Origin of the sequence: Streptomyces sp. NPDC006235 (genome assembly GCF_040613735.1) — a bacterium.
Classification (GTDB): Bacteria; Actinomycetota; Actinomycetes; order Streptomycetales; family Streptomycetaceae; genus Streptomyces.
Genome location: NZ_JBEXSR010000055.1, coordinates 1 through 12,504 on the forward strand (window position 1 = coordinate 1; position 12,504 = coordinate 12,504).

10 protein-coding genes are annotated in these 12,504 nt (G+C 69.4%); 3 read left to right on the top strand and 7 right to left on the bottom strand.

The features are described 5' to 3' along the window. Window positions 1-115: 115 nt before the first annotated feature. The 6 genes from ABZ192_RS38785 to ABZ192_RS38810 form a co-directional block, all read right to left on the bottom strand. Entirely contained in the window at window positions 116-1,225 is a 1,110-nt protein-coding gene (locus ABZ192_RS38785; RefSeq protein WP_356929162.1) for an ABC transporter substrate-binding protein, read from the bottom strand. Between the two features lie 180 nt (window positions 1,226-1,405). Next, the gene (locus ABZ192_RS38790) at window positions 1,406-2,092 is read right to left on the bottom strand and encodes a haloacid dehalogenase type II (RefSeq protein WP_356929163.1); all 687 of its coding nucleotides are present in this window, start codon (window positions 2,090-2,092) and stop codon (window positions 1,406-1,408) included. A gap of 51 nt (window positions 2,093-2,143) precedes the next feature. Next, window positions 2,144-3,226, bottom strand: a complete 1,083-nt coding sequence (locus ABZ192_RS38795) for a phosphotransferase (RefSeq protein WP_356929164.1) — start codon at window positions 3,224-3,226, stop codon at window positions 2,144-2,146. Window positions 3,227-3,253: 27 nt separating this feature from the next. Further along, a complete protein-coding gene (locus ABZ192_RS38800) occupies window positions 3,254-4,603 on the bottom strand; it encodes an aspartate aminotransferase family protein (RefSeq protein WP_356929165.1) in 1,350 nt (449 codons plus the stop codon). 613 nt (window positions 4,604-5,216) lie between these two features. Beyond that, complete coding sequence (locus ABZ192_RS38805; RefSeq protein ID WP_356929166.1) at window positions 5,217-5,381, bottom strand: FAD-binding protein; 165 nt, start codon at window positions 5,379-5,381, stop codon at window positions 5,217-5,219. A 24-nt stretch (window positions 5,382-5,405) separates the two neighbouring features. Further along, window positions 5,406-6,686: an FAD-binding oxidoreductase gene (locus tag ABZ192_RS38810; RefSeq protein WP_356929167.1), complete on the bottom strand. Its 1,281-nt coding sequence runs from the start codon at window positions 6,684-6,686 to the stop codon at window positions 5,406-5,408. Window positions 6,687-7,220: 534 nt separating this feature from the next. On the opposite strand from ABZ192_RS38810, the gene ABZ192_RS38815 reads away from it, so the two are divergent. The 3 genes from ABZ192_RS38815 (at window position 7,221) to ABZ192_RS38825 (ending at window position 11,385) form a co-directional block, all read left to right on the top strand. Continuing rightward, window positions 7,221-8,390 (top strand): ROK family transcriptional regulator, encoded by a 1,170-nt coding sequence (locus ABZ192_RS38815; RefSeq protein ID WP_356929168.1) that lies wholly within the window; start codon window positions 7,221-7,223, stop codon window positions 8,388-8,390. 281 nt (window positions 8,391-8,671) lie between these two features. After that, window positions 8,672-10,150 (top strand): FUSC family protein, encoded by a 1,479-nt coding sequence (locus ABZ192_RS38820; protein ID WP_356929199.1) that lies wholly within the window; start codon window positions 8,672-8,674, stop codon window positions 10,148-10,150. A 206-nt stretch (window positions 10,151-10,356) separates the two neighbouring features. After that, window positions 10,357-11,385 carry a lactonase family protein gene (locus ABZ192_RS38825; protein WP_356929169.1) on the top strand — a complete coding sequence of 343 codons (1,029 nt, stop codon included), beginning with the start codon at window positions 10,357-10,359 and terminating at the stop codon, window positions 11,383-11,385. 117 nt (window positions 11,386-11,502) lie between these two features. Here ABZ192_RS38825 and ABZ192_RS38830 read toward each other — a convergent pair whose 3' ends face one another. After that, on the bottom strand, window positions 11,503-12,426 hold the full coding sequence (locus ABZ192_RS38830; RefSeq protein ID WP_356929170.1) for a hypothetical protein: 924 nt from the start codon (window positions 12,424-12,426) through the stop codon (window positions 11,503-11,505). Window positions 12,427-12,504: the final 78 nt, after the last annotated feature.

Genomic DNA, 12,504 nt, shown 5'->3' on the forward strand with positions numbered 1-12,504 from the left:
GACCGCGACGACGTCCCCGTAGGTCTTGCGCAGGGCCACCACCGACAGCGCTTTGCCCGTCGCGGTGGGCAGCTTGCCACCGGCCACCTCCACGGACCGTGCGGCGATACCGAATTCAGCCACGAGCCCACTCCAACCAACGCTTCGTGACGGCCGCTTCGTTCTTCAGCCACCAGCCGATGTCCGCGTCGAAGCCCTTGTCGTAGTACTGCGGCGCACCCGCGAGAGCGTTGCGCTGGTCCTCGGTGAGCTGGGCGTAGGCCACCGGAGAAGACGGGTTCGAGGGGAAGGCCTTGGCCAGGTTGGCCTGGCTCTCGGCACGCAGCGAGAAGTCCATGAGCTGGTAGGCGTTGTCCGCGTTGGCCGCGCCCTTGGCGATGGCATAGCCCTGGAACTGGCGGCGCATGCCGTTGAGCTGCCTCTCGACCGGGACGCCCTGCTTCTGCAGATCGGCGATCCGGCCGTCCCAGACGGTGGACATCGTCACCTCCTGGCGGCTGAGCAGCACACCCGGCAGCGGGCCGCTGTCCCAGAACTTCTTGATGTCGGACCGGAGCCGGCTCAGCACCTTGAAAGCGCGGTCCACATCCAGCGGGTACAGCTTGTCCATCGGCACACCGTCGGCCAGCAGCGCGAACTCCAGTTCGGGCAGGTCACCGTCCGGGCTGACCATCGCGCGGCCACCCTTGAACGCCTTGGTGTCCCAGAAGTCCGCCCACGACTCCGGCTTGCGGCCGTCGAAGGCGTCGGTGCGGTAGGCGATGCACTGGCCGTAGAAGCTGAAGCCGATGGCGTGCTCGGTGATCTGGTTCTCCGGGACCTTCGCGCTCTTCAGGCTCTTGAGCCGGTCCGGGTCCAGCGCCTCCAGGGCATCCTGCTTCACATACTTCTGGTGAGACATCATCGAGTTGTTGATGAGGTCGCACTGGGGGCGGCCCTGCTTGATCTGGGCCAGCAGCGGGGCGTCGTCCAGGTTGAGCACCTTGACGACGATCCCGGTCTCCTGGGTGAACGGCGTGTAGATCGCCTTCTGCAGGGCCGCGCCGTAGGACCCACCGCTGTCGCGGACGATCACCGTCTTGCCGCCCTTCCCGCCGGTGCCGGTGGAAGCGCTGCGGCTGGTGCCGGTGCCACAGGCGCTGAGGGCGGTCGCGGCGGCGAGACCCGCCGTGGCTCCGCCGACGCCGCGCAGGAAGAGCCTGCGATCTATACGGGCGTCTCTCATGGAATGCCTCCTGGGGGCGGTGCGAAAGGGAAAGTGCGAAAGGGAAAGAGGGACGGCTGGGATGGGGTCCAAGGGTGGGGATCGACCTCGTCGGATCGGCGGGACGAGGTGCGTCGAGTGTCAGCCACCGAGCATGCGATTGACGCAGCGGTGCCGTGGGGGACGAGCGTGGACTTCGTGTCAGATGCCGAGCATGGTGTTGAGTTCGTCGAGGGACTTCACGGTCACGTAGTCGTAGCCGTGAGTGACGGGGTCGTAGCCGCGGTCCAGCAGGACCAGGTTGCGGAAGCCCATGTCGTGCATCGACTGGTGGTCGTAACGGGTGTGCGAGGCGACGTGCACGAAGTCCTCGGGGGAGGCGTCGAGCTTCTCGAGCATGTACTCGAACGCGGCGTAGCGGGGCTTGTAGTAGCCGGCCTGCTCAGCGGTGAGGACCGCGTGGAAGTCCGCACCGAGCTTCGGCACGCTCTCCGCGAGGAAGGAGTCGTCGGCGTTGGAGAGAATGACCAGCTTGTAGTGCTCGGCCATCTTCTTCAGCGGCTCCACCACGTCGGCGTGCGGGCCCCAGCTGCGCACGCCGTCGGCGAACCGCTTGCCCGCGTCGGGGGCGGCCTTCACGCCCCACTTGCGGCAGACGCGCTCGAAGGAGTCCTGCAGCACCTGCTCGTAGGGGTAGTACTCGCCGCGCACCTGGTCGTAGCGGTAGCCGCGGAACTCCCGGACGAACTGGTCCCAGTGCTCGGCGGGGATCTGGTCGCCGACGAGTTCCCGGGTGATGGGGGTGATCGGGTACTCGATCAACGTGCCGTAACAGTCGAACGAGACGTACTTCGGCCGGAACTGCAAAGAGGGGATTTTGTTGCTCATGACGGGGCTCCGATCTTTCTTTTGCGGAAATGGGCTAGAGCGGTTGTCTTTTCAGGCGTGCCCATGCTGGGAATTCCTGAGTTGACCGATGACGTCGTTCAGGCTTACGGCCAGGGCACGCTCGATGTTGGTCCAGTCGTCCTTGGCGTGAGCGAGGAGGTACTCACGCCTTTCGGGTGCGCGCTCCGCCCGCCAGTTCATGAGAAGCGCGCGCAAGGTGAGGCGTGCCAGTGCGGCAACCGGGAGCAGGGGGAGTTCCGAGTCGTTGACCGGCCGCTCCCGCTGGTACCCGGCGACGAAGGCGCAGGCATCCCGCCATGGATGATCCGGCGTCCGGCCGAGCAAATTCGCCATGGGCACGGCGGGGTCGAAGATCACGGCGCTGCGCACGGTGTCGCCGAAGTCGATGACACCGGTGACGAAACGATCGTCGCTCTGCGGATCCACCACGATGTTGTAAGGGCTGAAATCACCGTGGATCACTTGTGTCTCGAGCTCGCTCAGCCTGGGCACGACGGCTTCGTCGAATTGCGAGAAGACCTCTTGTGCCAATCGACGGTGCCCGGGGTTCGGTGTGTACTGCACCAGGCTGGTCAGACGGTGGAAGTGGCGGAGGTCCCACACCAGACCGCGTCCGTCCGCGGGGTGCGTGAACTCCTTCAACGCCACGTCGACCCGTCCCAGCATCGCGCCCGCCTTCGCGAGCTGCTCCGCGTCCGGGCTGGTCTGCGCCAGGACCGAACCCGCTACGAAGTCGAACACCCTCAGGATCCGTGTCCTGCCGTCGCTCAATCGGATGGCCACGCTGTCGTGCCCGTCGGAGGTCGGCTTCACTCGCTGGACCGGCAGTTGCGGGGCGGCGTTTTCGAGGAAGCGCATCGCGGCGGTCTGTAGGGCGACGACCGCCTCGGGCTCCCCAGGTGGTGAGACCTTGACGAGGTAGTCGCTCGCCTCGGTCCGGAGCCTGAAGGTGTCGTCCTTCTCGGTCGCCAGTCGGCCGAGGCGTCCGTTGAGGCGATAGCGCTTCTCGAGCAAGACGCTCACCAGCACCACGTCGACGGGCTCGTGGGACGATGACAGGCCGCTCTCTTCGAGGAGCCGTTGGGCAAAGTCGGTGGCCGGTGAGGTGTTCACGGTGAGTCCCTTCGGGCCGGCAGCCTGCTACAGACGGGTTTTCGCGACCTCGGCGAACGTCTCCAGGAATCGGGTCACATCGGCGGAGTCGAAGGCCAGCGGGGGGCGGATCTTCAGGGTGCTCGCCGACTTGCCCGTGCCGCTGATCAGGATGTGGCGGTCGCGCATGTCGTTGATGACGTCTTCGGTCAGTGCGCGGTCGGGCTCGAGGCTTTCCCGGTCCCTGACGATCTCCACGCCGACGAAGAGACCGGCGCCCCGGACTTCGGCGACGTAGGGGGACTCCTTCGTGATCTCCTGCAGGCCCGTGCGCAGAGCGGTGCCGTTCTCCAGGACGCGCTGCTGCACGTTCTCCTTCTCGAAGACGTCCAGCACCGCGGCGCCGGCGGCCACGGGGACGGAGCTGCCGCCGAAGGTGTTGAAGTAGCGGACGGTGCGTCCGAACTCCTCGCTGACCTCGGGGCGGAAGACCACACCCGAGATCGGCAGGCCGTTGCCCATCGGCTTGCCCATGGTGACGATGTCCGGCAGCACGCCGTGGCGGCTGAAGCCCCACATCGAGTCCCCGAGCCGGGCGAATCCCGACTGGACCTCGTCGGCGATGTAGACACCGCCGGCCGCATGCACCTCCTCCACCACGGCCTGCATGTATCCGGGGGGATCGGTGAAGATGCCGTCGCTGCTGTGGGCGCAGTCGGTGATCAGCGCCGCCAGTCGGTAGCCGTGGCGTTCGAGGTCGTCGATCGCGCCGCGCACCTGCTGCCTCATGTGCTCGTCGAGCGTGGACCCCGGCGCCACGAGGCGCGGGTCGGGAGCGTCGATGAGCCGGACGTTCGGACCCAGCGGCGAGCCCGCACCCAGGGTCGGCGAGAAGCTCGCCACCTCCCGGGTGATGCCGTGGTAGGCCCAGCGGGTGACGATGATGCCCTCGGCGCCCGTGTGGAACCTCGCCACGCGCATCGCCAGGTCGTTCGCCTCCGACCCGCTGCACGCGATGCTCAGCCTCGACAGTTCCTCGGGGAAGGTCGCGAGGAGCCGCTCCGCGTAGTCGACCAGGGCTTCCTGCACGTATCGCGTGTTCGTGTTGACCGTGGCCACTTGGCGGGCAACGGCTTCGGCCACGTGAGGGTGGGCGTGCCCCACACACGGAACGTTGTTGTAGGCGTCGAGGTAGTCGTTGCCGTCGCGGTCGATCAGGTGCGCCCCGTGACCGGAGACGAACTCGACCGGCTCCTTGTAGATGAGTGTGTAACCAGGACCCAACACCTTGTTGCGGCGCCGGATGGTCTTCTGGAGGTGGTCGGGAAGCTCGCTCAACACCGCCGGATCGAACCGGTTGGGGTAATGGGCGATCGCCTGACTAAGCGTGGAAGTCATCTGCAGGCACACCTTCGGTCTGGGTATTCGGCTGCTCGCTGCTGTGGCTGAGAACATACCATCACTCGTTCCAGTTCCAACCTGAAACTAGAAACTTTTTTGGTGGATCTGAGCGCGGTCTCGCGGCTGGACGACGGCCACGAGAGCCGGACAGGCCGACGCCCCGCGCCCGGTCTGGGGAGGGACCAGGGCGCGGGGCGGCCCGCGCGGTGCGCGATGAGGCGTGTGTCAGGGGCGCGACGCCGTCATAGCACGGGCACCGCGAGGTATGACGACCTCGTCCTGCCGAAGATCAGAATCGCGGCGACCGGGCCGAACTTGGCACCGCTCGCGGGCCACGGGGTCAGTACCTCGGTCATGTCGTCTCTCCTGGTCGGTCGGCGGCGGGATCGAGGAGTTCCGCGAGGTGCAGGGCGCGGATGTCGGGTCTCCGGCGAGGTGGTCGATCCGGGTGACGCGGCTGAAGCCGTCAGCGATGGTGGTGCGTCCGTGGAGGCGGTCGATGTGAAGTTTGAGATGAGGTCGGCGACGGCCATCGAGGTGTGGTGGTGCTCTGGCTCGCAGCCGAAGTTCCCGACGAGTCCGCAGCAGCCCTCGGCCTCGTCGACCCCGACTACGCCGAGCCGGCGCAGCGGGTCGGCGGGGTGCCATCGCCCCGGGCCGTCACCGGGATGCCGGCCTCCCGGCAGGACCGCAGCACCGCGACCACGTGGTCTGCGGTGCGCGGAAGGGGCACCGCCCGGGGCGGCACACGGTGGTGGACCTCACGGCGCTCCACACGTGTGCTGTCCCTGTCCTGTGCCTACTTGATGACGTCGAGGAACTTGTAGAAACCGCCCGCGAAGGGCAAGAACCAGGGCGGCCCGAAGTGGCCGGGGATCCGCTTGAAGGGCAGGTCACTCCAGGGGTTGGCGCCGAAGTCACCGTTCATGTACTCGGCCATCTGCTTGCCCATGTGCGTCGCCATCTGGACGCCGTGGCCCGAGTAGCCGAGCGAGTAGAAGAGCCCGTCCTGCTCACCGGCGTGCACCATCCGGTCCATGCTCATGTCGACCAGACCGCCCCAGCAGTAGTCGACGCGCGCGTTCGTGAGCTGTGGGAAGACCTCGGTCATCGCCTTGCGAAGGATGCGCCCGCTCTTCGCGTCCGACTGCGGACTGGACATCGCGAACCGGGCGCGGCCGCCGAAGAGCAACCGGTGATCCGGGGTGATCCGGAAGTAGTTCAGCAGGTTCAGGGAGTTCGACGCCATCCGCCGGTTCGGCAGCAGCATGTCGCAGACGTCCTTGCCCAGCGGCTCCGTCACGATGATGAAGCTGCCGACGGGAGCGATCCTGACCTGATGCCAGCGGAACGGCCGGCGGGTGTGGCCGCTGGTCGCCACCAGCACCTGGTCGGCCCGGACGGTGCCGCGCGGAGTGACCAGCTCGTGCTTCGTGCCGCCGCCCAGCCGGCTGACCTTCTCGACCGGTGCCTTCTCGTGGATGGTGACGCCGATCCGCGCAGCGGCCTCGGCGAGTCCCTTGGTGAACTTGCCGACGTGCAGTCCCGCGCTCCTCGCGTCGACCATCCCGCCGTGGTAGAGGCCGGAGCCGATCTCGGTGTGGAGCTCGCTCTTGGAGATCAGGCGGGTCTCGATCCCGAGCCGGCCGGACATGATCTCGTGGGTCTTGCGCAGGCCGTCGAAGTGGGCCGGCTTGGACGCCAGGTTCAGCTTGCCCGTGCGAGCGAAGTCGCAGTCGATGTTCTCTTCCTTGACGAGGTTCTCGATGGTGTCGACCGCGTCGTGGTAGGCCAGGAGATACCGCTTCGCGGTGTCGAAGCCGTACCGGGAGACCGCGGAGCGGAATCCGATCGACATGCCGAGGGTGGCCATACCGCCGTTGCGCCCGGAGGCGCCGAATCCGACCGTCTCCTTCTCGAAGACGTGCACGTCGGCGCCCTTGCGCGCCAGGTGCAGCGCCGCCGAGAGGCCGGTCAGGCCGGCTCCGATGATCGCCACGTCGACGCGCCCGCCGATCCGGGTCCGGGACCGGTCCGGTCCCTGTGGAGCGGTGTCGAGCCAGTAGGGGGTGAACTTCATATCGCTGCTCTCTCCTGCCAGTTCCGTCGGCCGCTCTGAACGCACGTGGGTCAGGCCTTTCGAGGTGCGTGGAAACCAGGGATCCCGGTCGCCAGGACCATAGCATCTTCGTTTCAGTTCCAGTCTGAAACGAAGATATTTGGTACGCTCGCCCGCATGCGATCAACTCGCCCTGGCGCAGGGCGATCAGCCCGGTGACGTCAAGGGCGTTCCGGCGGCAGACCGCACAGGGGTCCACCGTCTGATCGATGCTCGCTGCCGACAGTCAGTTGGTCATCGACCCCCGGGCCTCCCGGTCTGCCGCAACGCGGCGTGCTGCCTTGGAGTGCTTCGGGGACCCTCCGGAGTGCATGACAGATGGGCCGAGAACCGTCCGGCGAGGCGAAAGACGTGGGCAAGGACCCCCTCCCGCCCACCCAGGCGAGAGCGATGGGCGCGCGGGAACAGCCACCGGTCACCGCGTCGCAGCCCGTGATCATCAGACCCAAGCAGGTCACGGCCCGACCGGCGTACCGGGCTCGCTATGGTCATCCCGTGACCACTCATCCCACCTCGCGTGACTACAACAAGGCGTCGGTCCTCGACGTGGTTCTCTCGCACGCGCCCCTGACACGGAACAAGCTCATCGAGCTGACGGGCCTGAGCAAGGCCACGGTGTCCAGAGCGGTGGAGGAGCTCCGGGCCGACGGCTTCGTCGTGGACGGCGGGGTCGACGATGTCACCGGACGCGGCCGCAGGTCCACCTATCTGGACCTGCCCGGCACGACCGGGCACGTGGTCGGGGTCAGCTTCGGCGCGCAGACCACCGGTGTGCTGGTGACCGACCTGAGGGGCCGAGAGATCCAGCACATCGCGGTCCCCACCGCCGAGCACCAGGAGGTCACGGGCGCCGCGCGGTGGCTGGTCGACCTGATCGCGCGGGCCGCCGAGACCGCGCGGGGCCCCCTGCGCCAGATCGTCGTCGCCGTGCCCGGCCGGGTCCGCAACGGCATGGAGATCTTCGGTCCCGCCGAGTCGATGAAGATCTTCGCGGGTTCCGACCTCCACCGGGCCGTCGAGGACCTGGTCGAGGCGCCCGTGCTTCTCGACAGCGATGCCAACGCGTCGCTGCTCGCGATCCTCACGGACGACGCCACCGTCACCAACGCCGCGCTGTTCAGCGTCAGTACCATACTGAACTTCGCCGGCTGCACGGATCACGAGCTCGCCCGGGGGAGGACGCCCACGTTCGGCGACATCGGTGTGCTCTCCTCCGGGGTCGGTGACGAGAGCCTCGACGACTTGCTGAGCACACGTGGCCTCCTGCGGTTCGCCCGCAAGCGGGGGCTCGACCTGGAGCGCGTGGAGAACCTCTGGGAGGAGCCGCACGGCGAGGCGCCGCGTGCCGAGGTGCTGGAGGCGTTCACCACGGCGATCGTGACGGCCGTCAGCGTCGTGGCCGTGACGCTGGACCCGGAGTCGGTCTACTTCGTGGGCCGACTGCGTCCGCTCGTCGACGAGGTGCTTCCCGAGGTGCGCGGACGACTCGCGCGGAGTCTTCCGACGGTCCCGGAGATCAGGACCGTGCCGCACCTGATCGGTATTTCGACCGCGCAAGGGGCGGTCTACGCGTGTCTGGCGATTGCTCAGGAAAGGCTGCACGAGGCGGTGCTGGGGGCGCGCCGCCAGGGACAGGCCGCCGAGCAGTCCCCACCGGCCTTCTGAGCCGGCCGTAGTCGTCTGCTCCATTGGCCTCCCATCGGTCGGCATCCAGCCTGATCAGCTGAGCCATTGGCACAGTCGATCGCGTGACAGTTGAGCCATTGGGCCTCAAGGTGGTTACCTGGTCCCATCCATGCACTTGCGGCGCCGCGTAGCGCCGGACGGCGACGAGGCCGGTCCGGACCGCGGTGCCTTCGTCGTGCCTGCTTGTTGTCCGCCACCCGGGACGACCGTGGGCAGGACGCGTACCACCACGAGGGGGGCGGCGTACCGCCGTGAAGAGGATGTTCGTGGCTCCGGACCCGGGGCGCCTGAGGCTGCGGAACGCGACGCGCGCTGTCATCGGTGTCGCCGCCGCCGTTGCCGTTTCCGACCTCTGCGGGCTGTCGCTCACCGCATCGATCACCGGAGGGCTCGCGGCACTGCTCGCCCTCTTCACGGTCACCGACGCCACCGTCCGTGACCAGCGGATCACCACCGCCCTGTTTCCCGTCGCCGGATTCCCCGTGCTGGCGCTCGCCACCGCACTGCACGGCATCGCCCCGGTCCGTGACGCCGCTTTTCTGGCCGTCGTCTTCTGCGGGGTCTACGCCCGCCGCTGGGGCCCGCGGGGTCACGCGCTCGGGATCTTCGCGTTCATGAACTTCTTCATCACGCAGTTCCTGCACGCGGTCCCCGCTCAGCTGCCCGAGCTGTACACCGCCGTCGGTCTTGCTCTCCTCGTGGCCGGCGCCACGCGCTTCGTGCTCTGGCCCATCGAGCGTCACACCCCGCCCGCGGCAGCCCCGCCGGCCCTGCCCGGCACCGGACTGGCGCGGCCCACCACCCGGCAGGCCTTCCAGGCCACTGCCGCCTCGGCTCTCGCGCTCCTGGCCGGGCAACTGCTCTCCGAAGAGCGCTGGTACTGGGCCGTCGGTACTGCCTGGTGGATCTTCGTCAACACGGCTTCCCGCGGCGAGACCCTGGTCCGCGGTTTCCGCCGGGTCTTCGGCACCGTGATCGGTATCGTCGTCGGCCTGCTGGTCGCCGTCCCGCTGAACGGCGCGCCCGTGCCGACGGCCGCCCTGGTCGCCGTCTGCGTCTTCGGCATCTTCTACACCGCCGCCGTCTCCTACTCCTGGATGATGCTGGCAGTGACGGTCATGGTCAGCTTGCTGTACGGCCTCCTGGGCGTGCTGGACCCCGGCCTGCTCGGGCTCCGTCTGGCGGAGACCGGTGTGGGCGCGCTGTGCGCCGCGCTGGCCGTGACCCTCGTCCTGCCGGTCACCACGCACGCCACGAACGATGCCTGGATCCAGCGGGCACTGCACTGCGTCCACGCCGCCACCGCCGAGGCGACCGCTCGCCTCGCCGGAGACCCGGAGGGCGACCCCGCCCCGCACGCCGCCGAACTGGAACTGCTGCTCGGCCGGGTACGGATGGCACTCGCCCCGCTGATGCACCCGTTGACTCCGTTCCGTGCCCGGAAAGCCCGTGCCCGCCAGGTCCTCGAGCTGCTCGACGACTGTGCCCGCGAAGTGCGGGGCCTGGTGACCGTTGCCGCCGATCCTGTCGCGTCGCACGACGCCCGGCTGGCCGCGGCCTGCCAGCGCGTGCAGGCCGCGGTGGAGGCGCTCACCGACGGCGGGGACATCTCGGTGCGGGCGGACGTCCCCGCCGCGGCGGAACCCGCCCTGGTCCACCTCCACGGCTTGGAGCGGGCCCTGACGGAACTCGCCCGACCGCTCCGCACACCGTCGGGTTCGCCGTGGGTCGGGGCGTGAGCGCCACACGCCCTCGGAGTGGCCCTGGTCGGTCTCGTTCGGCCGCTGCGTATCCCGCCGGGCTCGCCGCTCGGCCGGGCTCGCCGCTCGGCCCGGCGGGAGCGGGCTCGGCTCAGTCCTTGACCGTTTGGTCTAGACCGCGCATGATCGGCAGCGCCGTCAGTCCGGACGGTTGAGGGACGCATGCGCGACGAGAGGGGACAGCCGTGGCTGACGACGGCGGGCGGCGGGCGTACATCGGGTCGTTCACGGCGGCCGGCGGTCCCGGGATCGTGACGGCGGCCGTCGATGCCGGCACCGGCGCGCTGACCGCCCTGAGCAGCGTCGACGCCGTCCACGACCCCGCCTACCTGGCCCTGTCCCCCGACGCGGAGCTGCTGTACGCGGTCAGTGAGACAGCCGAGGGCGCGGTGGCCGCGTACCGCGTGGACGGGGAGAAGCCCGAGCCGGCCGGGCCGCCCGTGCCGGTCGACGGGAGCGGGCCGACCCACCTCAGCCTGTTCGCCGGACACCTCCTGACCGCCAACTACGGCTCCGGCAGCGTCACCGCGATCGCCGTCCGCCCCGACGGCACGCTCGCCCGGTCCGCCGCCCACGTGCTCCGGCACACCGGCTCGGGCCCGCGCACACCGCGCCAGCAGGGGCCGCACGCCCACCACGTGCAGCCCGACCCGAGCGGCCGCTGGGTCGTCAGCGTCGACCTCGGCACCGACTCCGTGCGGGTCTGCACGCTGACGGACGGCGCCCTCGACCTGCACAAGGAGACCGCCCTGCGGCCCGGCTCGGGCCCGCGCCACCTCGCTTTCCACCCGGACGGGTCGTACGCGTACGTCGTCAACGAACTCACCCCCTCCGTCACCGTCTGCCGCTGGGACGCGGCCGAGGGCGAGCTGACGCCGCTGACCGAAACCCCGGTCCTGCCCGGCGCACCGGCGGGCGACGCCTACCCCTCGGGCATCGTCACCTCACCCGACGGCCGCTTCGTGTGGACCGCCACCCGCGGCGAGGACGTCCTGTCCGTGCTCGCCGTCGAGGGCGAGGAACTGCGGCTGATCGCCACGGTGCCCTGCGGCGGCCACTGGCCACGCGCCCTCACCACCTCCGGCGGCTTCCTCTACGTCGCCAACGAGCGCTCCGGCGACGTGACCTGGTTCGCCACCGACCCGCGCACGGGCATCCCGCGACGCGCCGGCTCGATCAGGGTGCCGGCGGCGTCGTGCGTGATCCTCGGCTGACAGGGTGCGCCAGGGGCTCTCGCCGACGACGAAGGCCCACCCCGACGACGAAGGCCCACGTGTACGACGAAGGCCCGCCCCGTCCGGGGCGGGCCTTCTCAGTCGTACCAGGGGACGTCAGCGGACCGGCGTGCCCTGGGCCTGCTGCGGCGTGATCCCCAGCGCCGTCGTGTACTTGGCCAGCGCCAGCTTCCCGATCGCCGGGTACGGGCCGAGCGACTCGGCGGCGGAGCACTCCGCCTCCTTCGCGGCCTCCTCGACCAGCCCCGGCTCGATCTCCGGCCCGATCAGATACGGCGCGAGGGCCAGCTGCTGCGAACCCGAGGAGCGCAGCTGCTCGGCGACGGAGGCGATCGAACCCTCCTGGTCCAGGGCCGCCGCCATCACCGGCACCGCGAGGCGCGCGGCGAGCAGCATGCCGGTGATCCCGGCGGCCTGCACGGCCTCGTCACCACCCACGGACGCCAGGATGATGCCGTCGGCGGCGGTTGCCACGGTGAACAGCCGGGCACGGTCCGCCCGGGCCAGACCGGCCTCGGAGAGCCGTACGTGCAGCGCCTCGGCGAGCAGTGGGTGCGGGCCGAGGACATCGGTCAGCTCGGCGGCGATCCGGCTCTCCATGACGGCCTGGCGGACCCGGCGCAGCAGCGCGCTGTCCGGACCGGCGAGCAGCGGCACGACGACGGCGACGGGACCGTCGGGCTCCCTGACGTCCATGCCGGCGGCACGCGCCTGCTCGAAGCGGGCGGTGCGCTCCTCGGCGGTGTAGGTGAGCACGGCCTGAAGCGTGGGGAACTCCGCGTTGTCCCCGTCCAGGTACCCGATGCGGGCGTCGAGGCCGGGCAGCTCGGAGCGGGCGATGCTGACGACCTCTTCGGCGAGGCTGCGGGTGGCGCTACTGGGCGTGCCCGGCACGGCGAGGACGAGCGCGGGCGCGCCCTCGGGAGCCACCAGCGGCTCCGGACGGCGGTGCCGTCCGGGCTGGCGGGGTCGCGGCATTCGTACTGGGAGGCCGGACTCGGGTCCAGTGGGGGAACTCATGGCGCCGCATGTTACTGGCTTCTTGGGCTCCCCTGTTCGGGGAGGGGGCAGGTGAGCGGTATCCGTCCGGTTTTGTCT